Genomic DNA, 22,020 nt, shown 5'->3' on the forward strand with positions numbered 1-22,020 from the left:
GCATATCCGATCTATGAAAAACACTAAGCTCCTCCAATTCCTCCAAACCCTTGACGGCTACGACTGGCGTAGCCTGCTTTCTTTTGTGGAGCGCCCCTTCCACAACCCCAATCCGGATGCCCACCGCTTACTGCATCATTTGCACGCTCTTTGGACAAAGGGGTGGAAACCCGAGGCATTGGAGCGGGAAGTGGTATTTAAAGCCCTGTTCCCGAAGCAGCCTTACCGCTACCAAATGCTCAATCAGCTGATGAGCGACCTGCTGAAACTGGCAGAAGTCTGGCTGGTTTGGAAGCGCCTGCAGGAGGACACCGCCCTTGCCGAACAAATCAAGGCGGAGGAACTGGTCCGGCTCCAATTGGGCAAGCACTACCGGCAAGCTAACCGAAAAGCCAAAGATGCGCTGGAAAAGGCACCCCTAGGCCCTACGCATCATTTGCAAAGCTGGCAATTGCTCGACCTGGCCGAACAGCAGTTTTTCCGGCAAAATACGCGGCAGCCCACGCCCTTTCTACAGGCAGCCAACAGCGCCTTGGATGATTTCTTTATGCTACAGAAGCTACAGTACACCTGCGAGATGCTCAACCGGCAGCGCCTGATTGATCAGGCTTTTGATCCCACATTGGTGGAGTCCGTGATCAACCATTTGTCCGGACAAGACCTGAGCTCAAAACCGCTGCACCAACTTTACCTGTACCTTTATCAGATGCTGCAGGCACCCGACCGGCATCAGGAGACTTTTTTCAGTTATGTTGACTTATTCCGAGGGTGGAGTAACCGGCTGAGCCAGGAAACCGCCCGCCCCCTACTCTACTACGCCATTAATTATTGCATCGGCAGGATACGTGAGGGCGAACGGTCTTTTGCACCACATTTGCTAGGTTTATATCAGCAGGGAATCGACGAGAAAATTCTGATTGAGGAAAAGCAATTGTCACCCTGGACTTATAAAAACATGGTCAAGCTGGGGCTGAACCTGAAAAGATACGACTGGGTGGAGGATTTTGTCAAAGTTTACTCCGACTATCTGCCTGCTGATCAGCAAAAAGATGCGCTGCATTACAATCTGGCCGAGCTCTACTTTTTCAGGGCAGACTACGAGGCTGCTCTTGATCAACTCCGGCAGGTGGAGTTTACGGATATCCACTACAACCTGGGCAGCCGGACGCTGCTGGCCAAAATCTACTACGAACAGGGCGCCTGGGATGCCCTCGAAGCAGCACTCAAGGCTTTTCAGGTATTCCTGAGACGGAACCGGTCAATCTCCACCAAGGTCAAAACCCCTTACGCAAACTTCATACAGCTGACTGCTGCATTGCTGCGGCAGTTGCCAGCCTCTTATCCCAAACTGCGGGCAAAGGTGGAAGCCACCCAACCACTCAACAACCGGGACTGGCTGCTGGCCAAGCTTAGCTAAGACATCCCTACTCCCGGGTCCGCTTCAGGCTTTGTTGATTATCAAAATCATAAAGTGTCAGGCGGCGTAAGTCGTAGTAGGCCAACCAAAAATTGCGGAGCGCACTTACATAAGCTGCCCGGGCGCTTGCTTCCTGACCGATGGAAATATTCAGGTCTGCAATTGCTATCTTGCCAATACGGTACCGTTGCCGCGTGATCTCCAGTTGCCGGCGGGCCACATCGTAGGCGCGCAGGGCAAGATCCACCTGATTGCGCAAGAGGCTAAACTGTTGCACTTTGATCAGAATTTCCTGCTCAAAATTGACACGGTTCTGCTGTACCTGCAGCTGCGTGAGTTCCTGATTGGAGCGGGCGATTTCTATTCGGGACCGGGCTTTGCCCCAATCCGCGATGGGTACATTGAGGCGGATGTTTAGCCGCTCCTGGTCCAGCGGGTCGACATAAGCATCGCCAAACATATTGGCCGTTTGAGAAAGGGCAAAGTAGCCATTGATATCCGCAGAAGGCCCGGTAGTGCCTTTGGCTCGGGCGACTTCCCGGTCGGCTTCCCGCAATTTCCGTTCAAAACCAACCGACTCACTGCGGTTCTGCCGGGCAAGGCTGAGGGCCTGGTCCGCATCAATATCGAAAACCGGAATTTCACCGGGCGTGGCAGGCTCAAAGTAAACCGCTTCCTGAATGCCTAGAAAATTACGCAGGGCTTCGGTACTGGTTTGCAAATCGAGCCGGCTGGCGGCGAGGGAAGCGTCCGCATTCATGGCACTCAGCTCAATCTGCAACAGCTCCGTTTCCGCGATACGCCCCACATCAAACCTGCCGCGGGAAATGACCAGGAGGGTATCGGCATCCCTTTTGTCGCGCTGGGCGGCTTCGAGATTGAGCTGAGCCACCAGGACATCGAAGAACAACAGTGCAGCATTATAGGCGACATCTTCCAGATCTTCCGAAAAGGCCCGCTGGGCTTCTTCGTACACCAAAGGCTGTATCTCCTTCGCCCACTTTAGGGCATTAAACTGGAAGAGCGGTTGCTGAAACCCAATTGCAAAAGGCGTGCTCAGGTAGGAAGTGGAGCCCGGGTTGTTATCAGTTTCAAAAATATCAATCCGCTCCAAAGCGGTCTGTGCGAAGATGGAACCACCGGTAAGAGCGACATCCTGCTCCAGGCTCAGATTAGCCAGGTTGCTCATCAGGGCCCGGTCGATAAAGGCATCGGAGCCATTGGGCAGCGTAATGGTCTGAATGGATCGGTTCAGATTGGGCAGGGTGGCCCCAAAGCTGATCTGCGGGCGATAATCTGCCAGGAAAGACTGATAACGCCAAAAGCCATTCCTGACGGCCGTCTCCGCAATCTGCACATCCGGCGCACCGGTCTGCGCCATCCGGACCACTTCTTCAAGCCCCATCCGCAGGGTATCGGGCTGAGCTTGGGCAAGGTTGCCGGACAGGGCCAGCAGTACAACAAAAAAGTACTTCTTCATCGGGATTTGTTTTAGTCAGAGCGCAAAGCTTTAATCGGGTCTTGTTTGGCGGCTTTTTGGGCCGGGAAGAGCCCAAACACCAGGCCTATGCTCGCTGCAACCCCAAAGGACAGCAGTATGCTCCAGGCAGAGACGATGGTCGGGATTTCCGCGTAAGAGGCGATGGTTTTTGCTGCGCCTACGCCCAGCAGCACGCCGATCAGCCCACCAATCAGGCTAATGAATACGGCTTCAAATAAAAACTGTAAAATGATATCGAGCTGCGTGGCGCCCAGGGAGCGGCGCACGCCTATTTCCTTGATCCGCTCCAGAACAGAAGCCAGCATAATGTTCATAATGCCGATACCGCCCACAAGGAGGGAGATGCCGGCAATGACCGCCAGTACGAGGTTGAAGGTATCCTGGGTTTGCTGTTCCTGCTCGAGGAGCAGTTCCGGTACTTCAATTTCCACATCCGGTACCTGCAGATGGCGGCGCTGCAAAATCCGGGCAATCACATCTGCGCTGGCACGGAGCTTCTTGCTGTCGTCCACCCGCACCACGAGGCGGTCGAGTTGGTGGTAGTTTTTGGCTTTATTTTCGTCGTTATTCCCCAGGTCATCCGAGGTGATGAGCGCCCGGTTACGGAACCGCAGCAGTGCGGTACTTACCGGGATGTAGACATCCGAATTATAGTCCCGGATTCCGAGACGAGCCAGGCTTTCCTCGGAAGCGTTGCGTTTTTTCAGTACGCCAATGACCCGCAGCCACGTTTTACCGCATTTGATAAGCTTCCCGACCGGTTCCTCCTCGCTGAAAAAGCGTTTTTTCACTTCCGTGCCAATAATACAGACGGCTTCTCCTTTTTCCATATGCACGGGCTGAAAGGCGATGCCCTGGCCGATTTCCAGACCGTTGAGTTCGAAAAAGGCATTTTCCACCCCGATACAGCGCCCTTTCTCCTGCCGCCCCGCCCGGACTACGCTCACCGGGAGGATGATTTCAGGGCTGAGGCGGTCTACGGTGGGGACTGTTTTTTGAATGGATGCCAGGTCTGCCAGGCTAAGCCCCGGGGAATAAGGCTTCTTCTCTTCTTCCTCTTCATTTTCTGTGCTGATTTCGTCCCCCGTTTCCGGCACCACTGCCTCTATGACGATGTTATTGGTGCCAATGAGTTTCATCTGGTCGAGTATCGCCTGTTTGGCCCCCGTACCGATGGCAAGCATAGCAATTACGGCACCCACGCCAAAGATGATGCCCAGAGCCGTAAGAAAAGAGCGAAGCTTGTTGGCATTGACGCCCTCCACCGCCAGCAGGAAATTGAATAGTACACGCTGCATAGAATCAGGTTTTGCCCGCTGTCTGGTTTAGTCAAAGATGATGACGTTGCCTCCGCTGTTTCTGCTGTTGCTGGGCGGCTCAATGTCTTTTACAGATTCCTTCCGGCGCAGGGCTTCTGCCTGCCGTTTGGCTTCTGCTTCTTTTTGCTTTTTGCGGATGTCTTCTTTTATGGCTGGGTCAAGCGGCACAAAGTTAGCGTCTTCTGCACCGGGGGGCGGTACCAAATAGATTTGGTCCCCCTCCGACAGGCCGAATTCCACAATGATTTCATCTGCGTTAGACAAGCCGGTGATGACTTCCTGCCTGACGACTCCGGAACCGCTATCCTTATATACAAAGGAGAGGCTGTCGGACTGCAGCCCTTCAAGAGGAATAGAGAGCATATCATCGTAAGTGCCGGTGAGGATTTCATTGCTTGTGGTCATGGCCGGTCGGAGGATAGAATCCGATTCATTGACCTGCACGATGACTTCGAATACTTTGGCGTCATACCCGCTAAGCTGTTCGCCAATATTCGCCACCTTAATCACCTTGCCTGTGTACTTCCGTTCCGGGAAGGCATCCACCTGAATGGCTACATCCTGCCCTTCCTGCACCTTGCTGATGTCGACCTCATTGACATAGGTTTGGGAAATCATATCGCTGAGGTCAGGCAGCTCTGCCACAATGGGGTCCCAGGCGCTGATGCGCGATCCCGGTTCTTTTTTGCCCCGCCAGGAGCGGGCGTAGATCATCATGCCGGGTTCGGGAGCATTGATGCGGAATTCCTCCGACAGGTCAGCGTAGACCTTGAGCTGCCGTTGATTTTGGCGGAGGAGGGCATCGATTTCCTGGATTTTGGCGACGGCCTGCTGTTGTTTGAGCTCGTATTTTTTGAGCAGCTGCTTGTAATCCCGTTCCGTCTTTTCGAGGTCCAGCTCCGCCTGTTGGATCACGGAGCGGGGTTCAAATTTGCTCTGCTCCACAGCGAGCAGTTTTTCCTGTTTGGTAAACTCCAGGTTAGCGAGTTCATCACGGAGCCCGCGCATTTCTATGGCTGTGTCGATGCGGGCTTGTTCGAGCTGCGTTTGTATCTTTTCGAGTTCCGTCTGTACATCGCTCATCTTGCCTGCCAGCTCGGTACGATCGAGGGAAGCCACATAATCGCCTGCTTCCACTACACTTCCTTCCGGGATGAGGTCAGAAAGCGTGGTCTCGTAGATACCGGCAGCGCGCATGCCCTGCGGGGCTCTGATTTTGACCGATCGCTTGGCAGCCAGTTCGCCGGTTGCTGTAACCTGTATGGAAAAAGATTGCCTTTTGAGTTCGTAACGGAGTTCCTTGTCCTGCTCGGTGGAAGTAGGCCCGGAGAGGAAGTACCAGCCTGCCAGTCCGGAAAGCCCAAGAAAGGCTACCAGAATAATGATGCCTGAGCGCTGCATAAGGTGATTTCTTTGATTGCATTAAAATTAAGAAAAAAACGCTGCAAAGCATGCTGTTTTACATTAGCTTAACATTTACGGAGCGTAACCAAATAGTTTAATCATTTGAAAAACAGAATTTTATAAGACTTTCAACAACAAACACCTTGTTATCCACATTTTTCACCCCCTATGTGGAAAGGCTTTTGAGAGAGGCAGATATTTTTTTGTTCCGCGCAAGCCCTTGCCAGTTAAGCCGCTAGGCGATTTATGCAGGATCAGCCCCATCAAAACTTTTCAACATCAGTTTTAAAACCGGCATTTTTTTGCCAACTTTGTAGTCCTCCGATAGTTAAGGGCACAGATCAAAACATCGGTTAAATGCGACTTGGCTTTTTACTTTTTGTAAAAGCCGCCACCCTGCATTTTCAAAACCTAACTTGCTGATACTCTAGGCTTAACAGCCCACTTTTATTAATGCTTTTAAACCTGCAGAATGACAAAGGATCATGCTACAGTCTGGGGTAACTGTCTGCAAACGATTCGCAAGAATGTGAATCAGCAGAGCTTTAGGACCTGGTTCGACCCAATCAAGCCGGTGCGGCTTGAGGATAATGCGTTGACGATTCAGGTACCGAACAAGTTTTTTTACGAGTGGCTCGAAGAGCACTACGTGAAGCTGCTGAAGACGACCATCCGCCGTGAACTTGGGCAAAATGGCCGGCTGGAATACCAAATTCTTACGAAGAGTGCAGTGGCAGCTGCTCCAAACGGAAAACCAAACTACAGTACAACAAACGGAACTCCAGGAAAGAAAAACGGAGGCAAGTCTGGCGCATTCGCTCCTGGCATGCTGGACAGCCAAACCATAAAAAACCCCTTCGTGATCCCGGGGATTCGCAAAATTAAGGTGGACCCCCAGCTTAACCCCAACTACCTTTTTGATAACTATATTGAAGGGGACTGTAACCGCCTTGCCCGTTCAGCAGGTGTAGCTATAGCGAAAAAACCTGGGGCGACTTCCTTCAACCCGCTGGTGATTTTCGGGGACGTGGGGCTGGGAAAAACACACCTCGCCCATGCCATAGGCAATGAGGTCCGACAAAGCTTTCCGGCAAAGACGGTATTATATGTGTCCAGCGAAAAGTTTACCAATCAGATTATTCAGTCTATCAAGAATAATGCGGTGAATGACTTCGTCAACTTCTATCAGTTGATTGACGTACTGATCGTGGACGATATCCAATTCCTGGCCAATAAGCAGAAGACCCAGGAAATCTTTTTCCACATCTTCAACCAGCTGCACCAAAATGGCAAACAGATCATTCTGACTTCCGACCGGGCCCCTAAGGACCTGGACGGGATGGAGGAAAGGCTGATCTCCCGCTTCAAATGGGGCTTGTCGGCAGACTTGCAGGCACCTGACCTGGAGACGCGCATTGCCATCCTGGAGGCCAAGATGAATCAGGAAGGCGTTGAGCTCCCGGCTGATGTAACAGAATTCATCTGCTACAACATCCAAAACAACATCCGCGAGCTGGAAGGCGTATTGGTTTCTCTGATCGCCCAGTCTTCCCTCAACCGTCAGGAAGTAGATATTGAGCTGGCCAAGCGGGTGATCCGCAACTTCGTCCGGCAGATCAATAAAGAGATTACGGTTGACTACATCCAAAACCTAGTGGCGGAGCACTTCAGCCTGCCGGTAGAGAAGCTGCAGGGCAAGACCCGCAAGCGGCAGGTTGTCATCGCCCGGCAGTTGTCGATGTACCTGGCCAAGAACCTGACGGACAAGTCGCTCAAGGCCATTGGAGAGAACTTCGGGGGCCGGGACCACAGCACCGTCATTTATTCCTGCAAGACTGTATCTGACCTCATGGAGACCGACATGATCTTCAAGGACACGGTGTCGGAACTTGAAAAGAAGATCAAACTAAGCCTGCACGACCAATAAAAAACGATAGGCGGGAACGTTGAAAAAAGTTTTAGCGTTGTTCCCATTGTAAATCAGCAAAATAGAGGATGCTAGTCAAAAAAGTTAGAAAAAACTCTCTGTAAGATTTGATTTTTTGACTGGCGTTCTTACCTTTGCAATCGCTCAGAAAAACACACAGAAACGTTGTTCGAAAGAGCCAAAAAAATTCGGGCAAAAGCGCTTGGATATTTCAAAAAAAGTCAAGTGATTTGGGGCTCAGAAAATGGCAGACGCCATTAACCCATTTCTAACTTACCAGCTCTGGCAGCTGGGTCAATTCAGGATTACCCGGTGACGTGGGTGAGTGGCTGAAACCACCAGTTTGCTAAACTGGCATACCTTCACGGGTATCGGGGGTTCGAATCCCCCCGTCACCGCTGGATTAAAATAGATCGGGGCGTAGCGCAGTCCGGTTAGCGCACCTGCTTTGGGAGCAGGGGGCCGCAGGTTCGAATCCTGCCGCCCCGACTTTAAAAGACCATCTCGTTTGAGGTGGTCTTTTTGTATTTTGTCCCTGTCTTTCATTTCCTATGCCTTAAGTCTTACTTCACTCAAAATCAGGCTGCATCACTCGGTTTTATTCCTACCATATTCTACACCAAGGCATTGACTTTTTCAGTTCTTGCCTGTAGTCTTCTGAAAAATCATTTCTGCCAATATATAGACTTTCTAGCTTTTTTAGATTAGCTATTTCAGCGGGTAATTTTTGAAGTTGATTTTTAGTGAGATCGAGTCTGGTCAAATTCAGCAATTGGCATATTTCAACAGGTAACTCAGTGAGGTCGTTTCCATATAAGTAGAGTTCCGTGAGGTTCTGAACCTGACCTATCTCAGCAGGCAGTTTAGATACTTTATCTATTCTTATCAACAGCGACGTAGTATCTTGATTGCTAGAATTCTTATTGGTACTAATTTTTATTGGTTTGGGCAAACCTGCCGCAGCAAGAAGAACATCTTTCAGTTTTAGATGGGTAGAATTCCTCAAATCTAATGTTGTCAATCTTTTCAATTGACCTAGTTCCGGAGGCAGTTCGCTCAGTTCATTTCCGCCAACATCTAACCTAGAAAGGTTTTTCAGGCTAAATATCTCAGGTGGCAAATCCTCAAATTTATTGCTCCCAAGACTAAGCTCCATTAGGTTTTGCAATTGTCCGATTTCAGCTGGCAAGTCAGACAGTTCATTATCCGCAAGGTTTAGCAAATTTAGGTCTTGTACCTCACCAATCGTTACAGGCAAACTACGTAGCTTGTTTCTCGAAACGTCAAGATCAGTAAGCTTATGCAATTGTCCAATTTCAACTGGCAAATCAGACAATTCGTTATCAGCGATGTTAAGCCAATTGAGGTTTTGTAATCGACTGATTTTATCAGGCAGCTCAATTAAGGCTGCGCCCTCAAGGTCTAGTGCCTTTAGATTGCTTAACTCCCAAATGGCTGGGTGGAGTTTTTTAAGTTTAGTCCGTCCAAGAAAGAGCATTTCGAGCTTCTTCAGCTGACCTATCTCAGCCGGCAGCTTCTCCAAATCATTCATGCCGAAGCTTAAGGAGGTAAGGTTTCCTAAATTGCCAATTTCACGAGGTAATTCATGCATTTGATTCCCAGAAAGATTCAGTTTGGTGAGGTTTTGTAGTTGCCAAAATTCATTAGGGATTTTCTCTAGTATAGAATTAAACGTGAAATCTAACTGAAACAAGTTTTTCAACTGCCCAATTTCAGCAGGAAGACTTTCTTGCTTATCTATTTTTATTAACAATAGACTATCATTAAGATTATAGAAGCCGCTATTAGAAGAAATGATTATTTCTTTGGGGTAGCCTGAAAAAGCAAGGCAAATCTCTTTAAATGGTAGTCGGGAGCTTCCCTGTAAATCTAACTCAGTTAACTTCTCCAATTTTTCGATTTCCTTCGGCAAAGCACGGAGGTCATTGCCCTCTAGCCTGAGTGAATTTAGCTTAGATAAACGACCGATACTAGCCGGTAACTCTTTAAGATTATTCCTGGGAACTCCAAGTACTTCAAGGTCCTTCAGTTTTCCTATATTATTAGGAAGGAAGTGCAGATTGTTATCCCAAATAAATAAATAGGCAAGATTTTGCAACTCACATATTTCATCTGGGAGAATACTCAGGTCATTCTTGGAAAGGTCAAGCATTTTAAGCTCTCGCAATCGACCTATTTCGCTTGGAAGTACCTGCAAATTATTTTCAGCCACTTCAAGCCGGGTTAGTTTCTTGAGTTCACTTAATTCTACAGGCAATTTCTTTAGGTCGTTCTTAGAAATATTAAGCTTTGCAAGGTTTTGCAATTGTCCTATTTCGGGAGGTAATGAGAGAAGGTTGTTATCAAAGAGGGAAAGATGAAAAAGTTTTTGCAATTCACCAATTTCAATGGGCAGTTCAGTAAGTTCATTGTTCCCAATATAGAGCACTTTAAGATTTTTCAATCGGCCTATTTCACTAGGTAAAACCGCAATTTTATTACTGTTAAGGCTAAGGTTTTCCAAGCTCTGCAACCGACCAATCCCCAAGGGTAATTCGTAAAAAAAATTACTGGCTAAATCAAGCTCAGTCAGATTCTCAAGATGATAGATTATTGGCGGAATTGTGCTAAACGAATTGCTAGAAAGATTAAGCCAAGTAAGGCTCTTCAATTTATCGAATTCCGGAGGTAAAGTGCGAAGATTATTGCCCAAAAGGTTGAGTCCTATCAGGTTTTGCAACTGACCTATTTCGGCAGGTAAGTAATGGATATTATTGCTAGAAAGATCAATTATTGAAAGATTCTTTAAGCTGCCGATCTCGCTTGGCAAGCGGCGGAGCTTATTATCCCGTAGATCAAGCGTTGTTAAACTTTTTAAGTTTTTGATCTCTGAAGGCAGACTATCAATATTATTGTCAGAGGCCAATAAAACTTGTAGAGGTGAGTGCTCGTAAACAGCATTCGGCAGGCTTTTCAGTCCCCTGTTTCGCAGGTCTAGCGCAACGATTCCTTTTTCAAGTTGAGAAATGTCATAAGCTACTGGATACTCCCTTCCTGTAGTATCAATTAAATAGTGTTCAAACCGACCAGAACTAGTCTTTTTTACCCTAGCAAAGCCAGATTCATCAAAGGGTAGCGCTTCATCATACTCGAATTTTATTTTAGTATTTAAGGCCCGATCTGTAAAGCCATATCTATTTCCTTTAAGGGCTAAACCATAGCGACCTTTATAAAAGTAAATTTGGTCTAGGATCTGCTCCGCTTTTTGCCGTTCTTGCTCGATGACTCCGTAAAGACTATCAACAAAATATTGTGCCTGTAATGCTTCAATCAAACTGTCTCTCACGGTCTGAAGCTTTTTTTTGGAGGCAACTCTCAGTCTATTAAGTTTTTCAAACAAAGCTTGCACCTCTTTTTCCGCCTCATGGCTAAGGCTCGCATCACATTTAGCGGCGGCAAAGAATAATCTTATCGATTCACGATAGGTGTTAGGCGCTTGCGCCTTTATGTAGGCTTTCTCAAGAATACAAGAGCAGTCGCCAACATCGCATGGTGACTGAGCCTGCGCGAATGTAGGTAAGGAGACAATGGATAGTAAAAATACTAATAGATCTATTTGCTTAATCTTAAGAATTAGAAGGTAAGACAGAGGACCTTTCATAGCAAAAAATTTGAGTTTGCCAGTAAAGAAAAAATACCAGCAATCAGCTGTGTCAAAAATGTTTGAAGCAAGGTAAATAGCTAAAAAACAGAAGAGTTCGGGTTCAAATCATAACAGCAGACTGAAATTATAAAAAGACAAAAACCTTGAAATTAGCTTATGTCAGTTTCAGATAAAGGAGATCATACTACCGATAAGCTCATTAACCATACTTTTTTCTAAATTATTACATGGCTGTATTATGAGGCACCGCCTCCCCCGCTTCCAGAAATTGAATGGACTTTTTTATCTGATTTTTTTGTTCGTCACTTAGTTCATCCCAAAAATCTAAAGATGGATTGTCCTGCCGCAGGAACCCAAAGTTGAGCATATTTTTGATAGCTAGCAATAGGGCTTCGTTTTCAATTTGCAATAACCGCTCTATTAGGCTGACTTTCTCGGCTCGGAAGTCTCTTTTGCCTTTTAAAGTGACTTATTCTCCTGTTCCGATGAGAGAGCAAGGAATTAAAAATGATTTTTCCGGTGTAATCGTTAGGGCAGTCCTCTTTAAGCAGCCAGCGTACCTTTTTCGAACACAACCCCTTGGTTTCCAGTTTTATAAATAGAGATTTTCAAAAGAAAACCGATACTTATGAGAACCTTTGGAAACTTCAGAGGACTATTGCCAAACGACGATGACACGCGCTACTCCGACCAATTCCTAAACCGTCAGGCAAGAAGGCGCATGGGGCGCCCAATCGATGACGAAGGCTTTACCGTGCCCTCCGTCAATATCCGGAATAACGATGAAAAAGAATACCTGATCGAAATGGCTGCACCAGGCTTTGAAAAGTCTGACTTCGATATCACCGTGAATAAAGGGAATCTGTATGTGGAGGCAGCTCATCACCACACGAGCCACAATGACACCTACACCCGCCGTGAACATAATTACTCCCGGCTCAGCCGCAGTTTTACCCTGCCGGAAACAGCTATAGAAGATAAAATTGATGCACGCTATCAAAATGGCATGCTGGAGATTGTTGTGCCGGTAAAGACCAATGCTGATGATGCCGGAACAATTAAGTCTATCGATATCCAATAGCGTGATTCAGATTGGCTACTTTTAGCTTGGAAAGCCTGTCCTTTGTTGAGGCAGGCTTTTTATTTTTTACAGCACAATTTGAATCCGGATAGCCCCCTTTACCTGCTCTGGTTCCGGCACCTCTGCCCCACCCTGCAGGATGCGGACTTTTCCTTTCGCGGCGAGCTGAAAAGCGCTATTCCTTACCGCTTCCATTTTCGATCTCCAGTTCGACGGGAAGAGTGCCCGGGCTACTTCAGAAGGACAGAAAGTCTTGGAGGGCCCACGCTGACGGGCGATTTCCAGAATTTTAGCGCTGATGATTTTCGAGTTTGCGCCCATCTTTCAACCAGATTTGTCCAAGCAGCAACAGCCCTATGCCTATGGGCAGCAAAAGAGATATGGCGAATAACCCCTCATAATAATAAGGCATAAAACCGATGGAAGCCCAAAACAGCGTCCCCTGGAGGAATAAAATCAATTTGCTGCCGGCAAAACCAATCAGGAAGAGAGTGATTCCGATACGTGGCAGTATTCCGGATGCCAGGAGCTGCTGCCGGGCAGCAAAGCCAATCAGGAAAGGCGTGACCGCGCCCAGCAGAATCAGGTGAATGAACCCTATCACATAGTTCCGGATGGTGTAGGCAGCCTCCGCAATGACCGGCACGGCTACAACAGACTGCATTGCAATTTTGCCAACAAAACAGACAAAAGCCAGTTTGATCAGGAAGCCGCCCCACCCCGGCAAGCTTAGTTGCTTCCGTATGGGCCAGACCAGTTTTATAAATAGCAAAGCGGCAGCAAGCTGCAGGAGTACGCCCGCACTATTGATCCAATAAACAACAGGTAACGGATTAGACCAGGCAACGGCAAGAGCATAGGTCAATACGCAGGAGACTACCAGCAAACTGAAGAACCTACCACCGATCTTTGAAGGCAAAGCAACGCCCCTGCGTTCGGCGTATTTGAAAAACAGGCCGAGTATCGCAAAGAGGAACCAGCCATTGAATTGAAAATGCAGGAAAAACTGGATAGAGGCATAGTAAAGCGCAGACCCCTTCAGTTGGAAAAGGATAATCGGAGCTGTTGCCCATAGCGCCAGGGTAGATACGACCATGAAAAGAATCGCCGCCCGAACGAAGCGATGCGAAAAAGCAGTTGAGACCGGCAGTTTACGCCAGAAATACCAGACAAACGCATAGGAAAACAAAACATGCAGGGTAGAAAAAGTAATGGAAGGACCAGCATACCCCATTACCGGAAAGGTAAGCAGCATGCCCGCTACGCTAACCTGGGTCATCCAAAAAAGCACGCTCAGCCATCGCGATTGTTGCGCCTCTATGGGTAAAAAGTAGTGTGCCAGCAACGCGAACAACCCCAGGTATGCCCAGCCCAGCATGGCTACATGTGAGTGGGCATGCAGCACATAGCGGAAATTCATCCATTCAAGCTCTACCACAAATGCCAAACGCAGGGTGGCGCCGAGGACCGCTGCCAGAAACAAGTTGAGCAGGGCTACACGTAGCCAGCGGATTTTCATACATTGTACTCTTTTGGGATGGATAAACAAAGGTATCTGAGCAGGAAGAGCCAGCTCCGCCTGCTACAGATATCCATAGGTTTTGCAAAGCAAGAGTTTGGAGCAAGAGACTACTCTCCTACCGTGCCTCCGTCATTGGCATACATAAACTCCAGCACATCGCGTGCATCACCAATAGAAAGGTTTTGGTTAGGCATGCGTACCAGGCATTCTTCCAAAAGGGCCTGAGCCGTAGGGTCCTCAGCCAGCATGATCTCGACATTCGTAATCATATTCATGATCCACTCCGGCTCCCGTTTTTCTGTAATGCCCGCCCAGCCAGGTCCTACTACCCGCTGATCGGTTAGTTTGTGGCAGGCCGCACACTTCATTTCATAAATACTTTCGCCTGCTTCGACCATGCTTTTGGCAAGCGGGTCGTTGAGGTCAACGGTTTTCACCTCGCCTATGCCTTTATTGGAGCCTTCATCAGCAGACGCATCCGCTTTAGGAGCTTCCTGCTCTGCAGCAGGGCTGGTAGCTGTGCCTGAGGGCTCGCCTCCACCGCTACAGGACCAGGCAAAAAAAGCAATTAATACCGATAGAATTAATAGATTTTTCATTTTTTATTCGTTTATAGATGGTGATGAGTAATTTCAATTTTGGCCTGGCTGGTTCGGCCAGCCAATTCTACCCGGGGCTTAGCAATTAAAGCTTGAGGTCCTTTTCCAGCGCGCCTTCCACTACCTGCGCGATACTGCGGTCTTCAATAATTTCCTGAAGCGCTTCCCGGTATTCAAGCGCCTGAAAATGAAGCGGGCAGGGATTGTCTGCCCCGCAAACTGGTAAGCCTAATATACAGGAGGAGAAAACCTCGGGGCCGTCAATGGCTTCCACTACTCTTGATAGTGGCGCCTGCCGGTCAGCATCAGAAAGGAAAAAGCCGCCCGTAGGACCCTTGGCAGAAGAAACTATTCCTTGCCGGGACAGCTCTTGAAGGATTTTTCCGAGGAAATGTTTGGGCACTTCCAAAGAATCTGCTAGAGCTTGTACGCCAATTTTCCGGTCTTCCGCTGTAAATGCAGCCAGGTGGAGGACGGCCCGGATCGCGTATTTGCAGGATTTGCTAAACATAGTATAAGGTTTTTGCCTGAGCTTTTCAAGTATGCAGCATATATATGCTTGAGAATAGCTTCAGGTCATTATTGCTAAACCGCTGGTACAAATCTATATATTTTAAAAGATAAAAACATCTTTTAATCTTGATTATTTTTATCTTTGCTTTGCGATTGGGAGCTATCCTGCGCAGGAAAAAAAGTTCCTTAAAAGGACGAGGCTCCAATAAGAGACAAAAGCATCTTAAAATCTTTATTTCAAAGGCAAACGGGCAAATGCGGTTTCAAAAACTGACAAACCTCATCCAACCAAGCTGACAAAAGTCATCTATGAAAGCCGGGATTGCCCTTTCCTTTGCAATAAAAGATAAAAACATCTTTTAATCTCTATAAAACCGGGCGGTTGCCCAATCACAAACCATCTTTTAAAACACTTTGTCATGAAGTACCATCAATTAATTAAATCAATTATCGCATTGGCACTTTTGGGTGCCGGCTCGACGATTTTCACTGGCTGTGAAGGGCCGCCTGATATGGGAAACAGTTCTGCCGCACTGGCTGATGACGTTGCCTCGCAGGTCTACGTCCCGCCAGGGGAATACGATGAGTTCTACGCCTTTATGTCCGGTGGCTTTAGCGGGCAGGTAAGCGTTTATGGCCTGCCTTCCGGCCGCATGCTGAAGGTCATCCCGGTGTTCTCGCTGGATGCAGAAAAAGGCTATGGCTTCAACGAGGAGACCAAACCACTGCTGGAAACCTCTCACGGCTTTATCCCCTGGGATGATGCCCACCACCCGGAGCTTTCTCAAACCGATGGCGAAACCGACGGCCGCTGGCTATTCATTAACGGCAACAACACGCCGCGCATCGCCCGGATTGACCTGACGACTTTCGAAACTGCGGAGATCATCGAAATCCCCAACTCCGGCGGCAACCACAGCTCGCCTTTCACCACCGAGAACACCGAGTACGTTGTGGCGGGCACTCGCTTTGGCGTGCCTTATCCACAGCAGGATGTCTCCATCGATTCTTATGCCGAAAAGTTTAAGGGTACCCTGTCTTTCATCAGCGTAGACCCGGAAGAAGGGCATATGGACGTTGCCTTTCAGGTCCTGCTGCCTGCCTTCAACTACGACCTGGCCCACTCTGGAAAGGGCAAATCCCACGGATGGACCTTCTTCACCACTTACAATACGGAAGAAAAGAGCACCCTCCTGGAAGTCAACGCTTCCCAGAATGACAAGGACTTTATCGCGGCTATCAACTGGAAGAAAGCGGAGGAGTACATCAAACAAGGCAAGTACAGGGAAATGCCGGCTAAGTACGCCCACAATATTTATAACGAAAAGACCCACACTGCTACTTCTGAAATGAAGGACAAAGTGAAGGTGCTGATACCGGAAGAATGCCCGGGCCTCGTGTACTTCCTGCCGACACCGAAGTCCCCTCATGGAGTAGACGTAGACCCAAGTGGCGAGTACATCGTTGGGAACGGCAAGCTGTCTGCTGACATGGCGGTCCACTCCTTTACCAAAATACAGGAGGCTATCGCCAATGAATCTTTCGAAACCACGATTGACGGCGTACCTGTCCTGAAGTACGAAGAAATCCTGGCGGGTATCGTAGAAAAGCCCGGCCTGGGCCCATTGCACACCGAGTTTGATGGCAAGGGCAACGCCTACACCACTTACTTCATCTCTTCTGAAATTGTGAAGTGGGACATCGAGACGCAACAGGTCCTCGACCGCATCCCAACCTACTATTCCGTAGGCCACCTGATGATCCCCGGCGGCGACTCCCGCAAACCGGATGGTAAATACATGGTTGCGCTGAACAAAATCACTAAAGACCGTTACCTTCCTACCGGCCCGGAGCTGAACCACTCTGCACAACTGTACGATATTTCCGGAGACAAAATGAAGCTGCTGCTCGACTTTCCAACCATCGGCGAGCCGCACTATGCACAGGCGATTGCCGCCGACAAGGTAATGCCGAACTCCAAGAAGTTTTACCCCATCGAAGAAAACGAGCACCCCTACCGCACGGTACGCGAGAAGGATGCCCGGGTAGAGCGGGAAGGCAAGGACGTTCACATTTACATGACAAGCATCCGCAGCCACTTTGCCCCCGACAATATCGAAGGGATCAAGGTAGGCGATCGCGTCTACTTCCACCTGACCAACCTCGAACAGGACTGGGATGTACCGCACGGACTCGCTGTTTTAGGCGCTCAAAATGCGGAGTTGCTAGTGATGCCCGGACAGACAGAGACGCTGGTCTGGGAGCCGAAAGCAGAAGGCGTTTATCCGTTCTACTGCACGGACTTCTGTTCTGCCCTCCACCAGGAGATGCAAGGCTACCTTCGCGTTTCTCCGGCCAACTCACAGGTTGCGCTGGACTGGAGGCTTGGCTACGACGAGCCTGTACAATAAGCATTCAACCACAAGGTGCGGGGGCATGGCTCCCGCACCCTAATCCAAAATTGATATGAAACAGCTTCCGAGGCGTCTTATGCTGCTGGGTATTGTTTGCCTGATGTCTTTGTTCGTTTTCCCGATGTGGCAGATCATTTTGTACGCGCCTCAGTACCCAGATGGCGTGGAGATGCACATCTACATTGACAAAATCGGCGGCAGCAGCCCGGGCACCCTACAGAATGTCAACATCCTTAACCACTACGTTGGCATGCAATACATTGAACCCGATGATATCCCTGAGCTCCAATACTTCCCCTATATCATCGGCGCCATGGGGCTGCTGGGCCTGATAGCGCTGGCGATCAACAAAAAGTGGGGCTACCTGTCCTGGACCATTGTCCTTGTCGTCCTGGGCATATTGGGCATGTACGACTTTTATCTCTGGGAATACGACTACGGCCACAACCTGAGCGATACCGCCCCCATCAAAATACCGGGGGCGAGTTTCCAGCCACCGCTCATTGGCCGTAAGCAAATTATCAATTTTATCGCGGACTCCTGGCCCCACATCGGCGGGATTGGCTTTGGCCTGTCCATGTTCTTCGGTAGTGCGGCCTGGTGGTCTCGTAAAAAACAACTATCCAAATGAAATACCTGATTGCAATAGCCAGCTTTTTCGCGCTAAGCGCCTGCTCCCCACAGCCGCAGGACATCCACTACGGTGAAGACATGTGCAGTTACTGTAAAATGACCATCGTTGACCGGCAGCACGCAGCACAAGCCGTCACGAATAAGGGCCGGGCGTACAAATTCGATGCCATCGAATGCCTGCTCAATTATGTGGAGGACGAGGGTGGCGAAGCGCAATTTGCCCACCTGCTGGTCAATGATTACCAGCAACCGGGCGTGCTCATGCCGGCACAGGAAAGCCACTACCTGATCAGCAAAGCCGTACCCAGCCCGATGGGGGCTTACCTCTCCGCCTTTGAGAGTGCTGAGGCAGCAGATCAGATGCAAGCGGAAAAAGGAGGCCATGTTTATCACTGGAAAGCCCTGCAGCATCACGCAGAGTTATCTGGCTTAATTGCGGACTAAAGCTTCCGCCAACCACAACCATCATGCGAGCAATACTTCAATACTTTTCATTACTGGCCACTACCCTTCTCCTGGCCACCACAGCAGCGGCTCAACCACAAACGCTGCGCGTTGGCCCGGAAGAAGACTACCCCAGCATCGCTGCTGCCCTGTCGGCGGCTGATAGCGGAGATGTAGTGGAAATCCATGCCGGCACCTACTACGAGCATGGCCTGGTAGTCGATAAGCCGCTGTACATACGGGGCATTGGCTACCCGGTACTCGACGCACAGGAGCAGGGCGAGATACTGACCATCATTGCACACGATGTGACGGTGGAGGGCTTGCAGCTGCAGAATGTGGGCGTGAGTTACCTCAAAGACCACGCCGGCATACGGGTGCGGCAGCGCAGCCGGGCGGTCATTCGCAATAACCGGCTGGTGAATACCTTCTTCGGCATCTACCTGGAACGGGTGCACGAGGCCGTGATCGAAAACAATGAGCTGAGCGGCGTCCTGCGGGACGAAGCCTCTTCCGGCAACGGCATCCACGCCTGGCACTGCGAGAAGCTGGACATCCGTGACAACTGGGTGACCGGCCACCGCGATGGCATATACTTCGAGTTTGTGGACAACAGTAAGATTGTGGGTAACGAGAGCGTGGGCAATCAGCGCTACGGGCTGCACTTCATGTTTTCCAACCATGATGAATACCACCACAACCGGTTTGCCGACAACGGCGCAGGCGTAGCGGTGATGTTCTCCAAGTTCATCAACATGTGGGAAAACACCTTTGAGCACAACTGGGGCCGTGCAGCGTACGGGCTGCTGCTCAAAGAAATCTACGACACCCGGATAGAAGACAACCACTTCATCCAGAATACCATCGGCATCAACATCGAAGGCTCTACCCGCATCGTCTATCAGCGCAATGAGTTTCGCCGCAATGGCTGGGCCATCAAAATGGCGGGTGGCTGCCTCGATAATGACATTACAGCCAATAACTTCCGGTCCAATACCCTGGATTTAGTCGTCAATAGTAACGTCAACAACAATACTTTCACCGGCAACTACTGGAGCGAATACAACGGCTATGACCTGGACCGCGACGGCACAGGAGATGTGCCCTACCGCCCGGTCAAACTCTTCTCCTACATCCTGGACCAGACGCCGGAAGCCATCGTGCTGCTGCGGAGCTTCTTCGTCAGCCTGATGAACTTCTCAGAAAAGGTCAGCCCGGTCTTCACCCCGGCTGACGTACTCGACCATCAACCATCAATGCAACCGCTATCACTATGATTGAATTCAAAAATATCGAAAAAGCTTTCGGCAAAAACGAGGTACTGCAGGGCATCGACCTCCGCTTTACGCAAACGGGCCGCATATCAGCTGTCCTCGGCCCGAATGGCTCCGGGAAGACAACCCTCATTAAGTCATTGCTCGGCATGGTGCTCCCCGATGAAGGCAGCATCGAAGTGAACGGTCAGCCTATCCGCAGAGAATGGGCTTACCGCAATCAAATTGACTACCTGCCGCAGATTGCCCGCTTCCCGGAAAACCTGCGCGTGGCGGAGTTGCTGCGCATGATCAAGGATATCCGCGGGGGGGCTTCCCGGGATGAAGAACTGATTGAACGTTTCGGGCTACAGCCCTTTCTCGACAAGCGGCTCGGCACGCTTTCCGGCGGCACCAAACAGAAAGTAAACCTTACCCTGGCGCTGATGTACGACAGCCCCATCGTCATACTCGATGAGCCGACCTCCGGGCTTGACCCGGTGGCGATGATACAGCTTAAGGAGCTGATCCGGCAGGAGAAGGCGCACGGCAAGATGGTGCTCATCACCACCCACATCATGAGTTTTGTGGAGGAGATGGCGGATGAAATCGTATTCCTGCTCGATGGCAAAATCTACTTCCGTGGCTCCGTGGCAGAAATCAAAACGCAGCATCAGGCAGAGGGCCTGGAAGAAGCGATTGCCGGCATCCTGAAAGGCCAGCTGGCCACTGCTAATCGCTCGGTAGCACCAAAATCCGCTCTGCAGTCCATCATGAGCCATTTACAAACCGCATAAAGCCACCCATCATGCTTAAAATACTCAAATACAGTACCTACGACCTGCTCAGAAGCCGCTGGGCATACCTTTACCTGGCATTCTTCCTGCTCTTCAGCGGCGGGCTGCTCTACCTAAGCGGTGATGTTTCCAAAGTCGTCATCAGTCTGATGAATGTCATCCTTATCCTTTGCCCGCTTATCGCTACCATGTTCGGCGTGATGTACTACTACAACTCCCGGGAGTTCACCGAGCTGCTGCTGGCGCAGCCTATCCGGAGGCGTACCATCTTCTGGGGGCAATACCTCGGGCTGGCAATCTCGCTTTCAGTAAGCCTGGTCATCGGCATTGGCATCCCCTTTGTCGCGTATGGCATACTGCACGGGCCGGAAACCTGGAACTTCTTCACACTGATCAGCAACGGCGTTCTGCTCACCTTTATCTTCTCGGGCCTGGCCTTTCTGATCGGTTTGAAAAACGAGAATAAAATCCGCGGCTTCGGCCTGGCTATCGTACTCTGGCTCTTCTTTGCGGTAGTGTACGATGGGCTCTTTTTGCTGTCGCTCATCCTTTTCAAAGAGTATCCACTGGAGGGCTTCTCGCTGGCCGCTACCGTTCTCAACCCCATCGACCTGAGCCGGATCATGATCCTGTTAAAACTCGATATCTCTGCCCTGATGGGCTATACCGGAGCCGTATTCCAGAAGTTTCTGGGTACCGCGCTTGGCATGGGCCTGTCGCTCCTCACTTTGGCGCTCTGGACCGGTCTGCCGGTTTGGACCATACAGCGGGCCGCGAAGCAGAAAGACTTTTAGGGCGTGGGAATTAGGAAATATTAAAAAACACAAATCATGCAACGTATTTTTTCAATAGCGATCATCTTTTTACCGGCTTTAGCGCAGGCGCAGCCGAACGGCAGCATACTAAGCAGCTGGAGCAGCCTTGAAATCTTCCTGGCAGGCATAGGAGCTTTGGTAGCGCTGGTACTAATGGTACAGACAATAGCGCTTTACGACAGTACCGCTGGCCTCATCAAGCTCGAATCAGAGGGGGCGGAGGCTTACAAGCGCTTTCAGCAAAAACGTACAAGGCGCATGGCGTTGCGCTATGCGGGCTTTATTGGTGCAACCTTGCTCGCCATCGTTGGGCTGATGAATATACCAACCGGGGCCGGTACAGCAGAAGATATCTCTAATGTAAATGCGGAAGCTGAAACCGAGGTGCCCCCTACCGCGCCAATTATCGATGAAACCACTGTCACTATGCTGACCGATGAGCAGTCCCTCGCCATTGGGCAGTCCATTTTTGACAGCTCCTGTGCTTCCTGCCATGGCCCGAAAGGGGAAGGCGGAGTTGGCCCGATGCTAACTGATGAGGAGTGGATACACGGTGGCACGATCACCGATGTATTTACGACCATCCGCGATGGAGTGCCGGAAAAAGGGATGATCGCCTGGGAGAGTCAGCTCAGCGCAAAAAATATTCAACAGGTCGCCAGTTACATCCTTCAGATGGAAGGAAGCGCCGGCGCGCCGTTAAGCAGTATTGATTAA

Annotated in this window: 19 protein-coding genes and 2 tRNA genes; 12 read left to right on the forward strand and 9 right to left on the reverse strand. The window is 49.8% G+C overall.

Translation table 11 applies throughout. From position 1 onward, the window contains the following. Nucleotides 1-13: 13 nt before the first annotated feature. Complete coding sequence (locus tag IX84_RS23700; protein ID WP_044226711.1) at nt 14-1,417, forward strand: tetratricopeptide repeat protein; 1,404 nt, start codon at nt 14-16, stop codon at nt 1,415-1,417. A 7-nt stretch (nt 1,418-1,424) separates the two neighbouring features. Here the strand turns inward: IX84_RS23700 and IX84_RS23705 are convergent, their stop codons facing one another. From IX84_RS23705 to IX84_RS23715, 3 genes are read right to left on the reverse strand one after another with little or no spacing between them, the layout of a single operon-like run. Further along, on the reverse strand, nt 1,425-2,897 hold the full coding sequence (locus IX84_RS23705) for a TolC family protein (protein ID WP_044226716.1): 1,473 nt from the start codon (nt 2,895-2,897) through the stop codon (nt 1,425-1,427). An 11-nt stretch (nt 2,898-2,908) separates the two neighbouring features. Next, nucleotides 2,909-4,216, reverse strand: a complete 1,308-nt coding sequence (locus IX84_RS23710) for an ABC transporter permease (protein ID WP_044226719.1) — start codon at nt 4,214-4,216, stop codon at nt 2,909-2,911. 27 nt (nt 4,217-4,243) lie between these two features. Continuing rightward, nucleotides 4,244-5,638, reverse strand: coding sequence for an efflux RND transporter periplasmic adaptor subunit (locus IX84_RS23715; RefSeq protein WP_052516343.1), 1,395 nt, complete (start codon nt 5,636-5,638; stop codon nt 4,244-4,246). Nucleotides 5,639-6,113: 475 nt separating this feature from the next. On the opposite strand from IX84_RS23715, the gene dnaA reads away from it, so the two are divergent. From dnaA to IX84_RS23730, 3 genes are all read left to right on the forward strand, one after another. Next, nucleotides 6,114-7,568 carry a chromosomal replication initiator protein DnaA gene (dnaA, locus tag IX84_RS23720; protein ID WP_044226721.1) on the forward strand — a complete coding sequence of 485 codons (1,455 nt, stop codon included), beginning with the start codon at nt 6,114-6,116 and terminating at the stop codon, nt 7,566-7,568. Between the two features lie 311 nt (nt 7,569-7,879). Further along, nucleotides 7,880-7,966, forward strand: a tRNA-Ser gene (locus tag IX84_RS23725). 16 nt (nt 7,967-7,982) lie between these two features. Further along, a tRNA-Pro gene (locus IX84_RS23730) sits at nt 7,983-8,057 on the forward strand. Between the two features lie 115 nt (nt 8,058-8,172). On the opposite strand, the gene IX84_RS31460 is transcribed toward IX84_RS23730, so the two are convergent. Both IX84_RS31460 and IX84_RS33605 read right to left on the reverse strand, forming a co-directional pair. Next, complete coding sequence (locus IX84_RS31460; RefSeq protein WP_052516344.1) at nt 8,173-11,229, reverse strand: leucine-rich repeat domain-containing protein; 3,057 nt, start codon at nt 11,227-11,229, stop codon at nt 8,173-8,175. 226 nt (nt 11,230-11,455) lie between these two features. Next, on the reverse strand, nt 11,456-11,617 hold the full coding sequence (locus IX84_RS33605) for a hypothetical protein (protein ID WP_160213908.1): 162 nt from the start codon (nt 11,615-11,617) through the stop codon (nt 11,456-11,458). A gap of 243 nt (nt 11,618-11,860) precedes the next feature. Here IX84_RS33605 and IX84_RS23745 point away from each other — a divergent pair, with 243 nt between their 5' ends. Next, entirely contained in the window at nt 11,861-12,313 is a 453-nt protein-coding gene (locus IX84_RS23745) for an Hsp20/alpha crystallin family protein (protein WP_081968914.1), read from the forward strand. Nucleotides 12,314-12,379: 66 nt separating this feature from the next. On the opposite strand, the gene IX84_RS23750 is transcribed toward IX84_RS23745, so the two are convergent. The 4 genes from IX84_RS23750 to IX84_RS23765 form a co-directional block, all read right to left on the reverse strand. Next, complete coding sequence (locus tag IX84_RS23750) at nt 12,380-12,634, reverse strand: DUF3253 domain-containing protein (protein ID WP_044226727.1); 255 nt, start codon at nt 12,632-12,634, stop codon at nt 12,380-12,382. After that, the gene (locus IX84_RS23755; RefSeq protein WP_044226729.1) at nt 12,603-13,832 is read right to left on the reverse strand and encodes a hypothetical protein; all 1,230 of its coding nucleotides are present in this window, start codon (nt 13,830-13,832) and stop codon (nt 12,603-12,605) included. Before IX84_RS23755 ends, IX84_RS23750 begins: the two co-directional genes overlap by 32 nt. 110 nt (nt 13,833-13,942) lie before the next feature. Next, the gene (locus IX84_RS23760) at nt 13,943-14,434 is read right to left on the reverse strand and encodes a c-type cytochrome (RefSeq protein ID WP_044226730.1); all 492 of its coding nucleotides are present in this window, start codon (nt 14,432-14,434) and stop codon (nt 13,943-13,945) included. Between the two features lie 85 nt (nt 14,435-14,519). Further along, the gene (locus IX84_RS23765) at nt 14,520-14,945 is read right to left on the reverse strand and encodes an RrF2 family transcriptional regulator (protein WP_044226733.1); all 426 of its coding nucleotides are present in this window, start codon (nt 14,943-14,945) and stop codon (nt 14,520-14,522) included. Nucleotides 14,946-15,366: 421 nt separating this feature from the next. Here IX84_RS23765 and nosZ point away from each other — a divergent pair, with 421 nt between their 5' ends. Genes nosZ through IX84_RS31465 form a run of 7 tightly spaced genes read left to right on the forward strand, consistent with a single transcriptional unit; the run spans nt 15,367 to nt 22,020 of the window. Beyond that, entirely contained in the window at nt 15,367-17,358 is a 1,992-nt protein-coding gene (gene nosZ / locus IX84_RS23770) for a Sec-dependent nitrous-oxide reductase (RefSeq protein ID WP_081968915.1), read from the forward strand. A gap of 55 nt (nt 17,359-17,413) precedes the next feature. After that, on the forward strand, nt 17,414-17,992 hold the full coding sequence (locus tag IX84_RS23775) for a hypothetical protein (protein WP_044226735.1): 579 nt from the start codon (nt 17,414-17,416) through the stop codon (nt 17,990-17,992). Next, nucleotides 17,989-18,438, forward strand: a complete 450-nt coding sequence (locus tag IX84_RS23780) for a nitrous oxide reductase accessory protein NosL (RefSeq protein WP_044226737.1) — start codon at nt 17,989-17,991, stop codon at nt 18,436-18,438. The genes IX84_RS23775 and IX84_RS23780 overlap by 4 nt, the downstream gene beginning before the upstream one ends. Nucleotides 18,439-18,461: 23 nt before the next feature. Then, nucleotides 18,462-19,715 (forward strand): nitrous oxide reductase family maturation protein NosD, encoded by a 1,254-nt coding sequence (locus IX84_RS23785; protein WP_081968916.1) that lies wholly within the window; start codon nt 18,462-18,464, stop codon nt 19,713-19,715. Beyond that, entirely contained in the window at nt 19,712-20,488 is a 777-nt protein-coding gene (locus tag IX84_RS23790; RefSeq protein ID WP_044226740.1) for an ABC transporter ATP-binding protein, read from the forward strand. Before IX84_RS23785 ends, IX84_RS23790 begins: the two co-directional genes overlap by 4 nt. Nucleotides 20,489-20,499: 11 nt before the next feature. Further along, nucleotides 20,500-21,282: an ABC transporter permease gene (locus IX84_RS23795; RefSeq protein ID WP_044226743.1), complete on the forward strand. Its 783-nt coding sequence runs from the start codon at nt 20,500-20,502 to the stop codon at nt 21,280-21,282. Between the two features lie 36 nt (nt 21,283-21,318). Beyond that, a complete protein-coding gene (locus IX84_RS31465) occupies nt 21,319-22,020 on the forward strand; it encodes a c-type cytochrome (RefSeq protein ID WP_052516346.1) in 702 nt (233 codons plus the stop codon).

Source organism: Phaeodactylibacter xiamenensis (genome assembly GCF_000759025.1).
GTDB lineage: Bacteria > Bacteroidota > Bacteroidia > Chitinophagales > Saprospiraceae > Phaeodactylibacter > Phaeodactylibacter xiamenensis.

Bases quoted from the DNA above. Each gene is read 5' to 3' on its own strand.
- IX84_RS23715 (WP_052516343.1), bottom strand. From the start codon at position 5,638: ATGCAGCGCTCAGGCATCATTATTCTGGTAGCCTTTCTTGGGCTTTCC.
- nosZ (WP_081968915.1), top strand. From the start codon at position 15,367: ATGAAGTACCATCAATTAATTAAATCAATTATCGCATTGGCACTTTTG.
- IX84_RS23755 (WP_044226729.1), bottom strand. From the start codon at position 13,832: ATGAAAATCCGCTGGCTACGTGTAGCCCTGCTCAACTTGTTTCTGGCA.
- IX84_RS23795 (WP_044226743.1), top strand. From the start codon at position 20,500: ATGCTTAAAATACTCAAATACAGTACCTACGACCTGCTCAGAAGCCGC.
- dnaA (WP_044226721.1), top strand. From the start codon at position 6,114: ATGACAAAGGATCATGCTACAGTCTGGGGTAACTGTCTGCAAACGATT.
- IX84_RS23790 (WP_044226740.1), top strand. From the start codon at position 19,712: ATGATTGAATTCAAAAATATCGAAAAAGCTTTCGGCAAAAACGAGGTA.
- IX84_RS23780 (WP_044226737.1), top strand. From the start codon at position 17,989: ATGAAATACCTGATTGCAATAGCCAGCTTTTTCGCGCTAAGCGCCTGC.
- IX84_RS23710 (WP_044226719.1), bottom strand. From the start codon at position 4,216: ATGCAGCGTGTACTATTCAATTTCCTGCTGGCGGTGGAGGGCGTCAAT.
- IX84_RS23760 (WP_044226730.1), bottom strand. From the start codon at position 14,434: ATGAAAAATCTATTAATTCTATCGGTATTAATTGCTTTTTTTGCCTGG.
- IX84_RS23700 (WP_044226711.1), top strand. From the start codon at position 14: ATGAAAAACACTAAGCTCCTCCAATTCCTCCAAACCCTTGACGGCTAC.
- IX84_RS23775 (WP_044226735.1), top strand. From the start codon at position 17,414: ATGAAACAGCTTCCGAGGCGTCTTATGCTGCTGGGTATTGTTTGCCTG.
- IX84_RS23705 (WP_044226716.1), bottom strand. From the start codon at position 2,897: ATGAAGAAGTACTTTTTTGTTGTACTGCTGGCCCTGTCCGGCAACCTT.
- IX84_RS23750 (WP_044226727.1), bottom strand. From the start codon at position 12,634: ATGGGCGCAAACTCGAAAATCATCAGCGCTAAAATTCTGGAAATCGCC.
- IX84_RS23765 (WP_044226733.1), bottom strand. From the start codon at position 14,945: ATGTTTAGCAAATCCTGCAAATACGCGATCCGGGCCGTCCTCCACCTG.
- IX84_RS23785 (WP_081968916.1), top strand. From the start codon at position 18,462: ATGCGAGCAATACTTCAATACTTTTCATTACTGGCCACTACCCTTCTC.
- IX84_RS23745 (WP_081968914.1), top strand. From the start codon at position 11,861: ATGAGAACCTTTGGAAACTTCAGAGGACTATTGCCAAACGACGATGAC.
- IX84_RS31460 (WP_052516344.1), bottom strand. From the start codon at position 11,229: ATGAAAGGTCCTCTGTCTTACCTTCTAATTCTTAAGATTAAGCAAATA.
- IX84_RS31465 (WP_052516346.1), top strand. From the start codon at position 21,319: ATGCAACGTATTTTTTCAATAGCGATCATCTTTTTACCGGCTTTAGCG.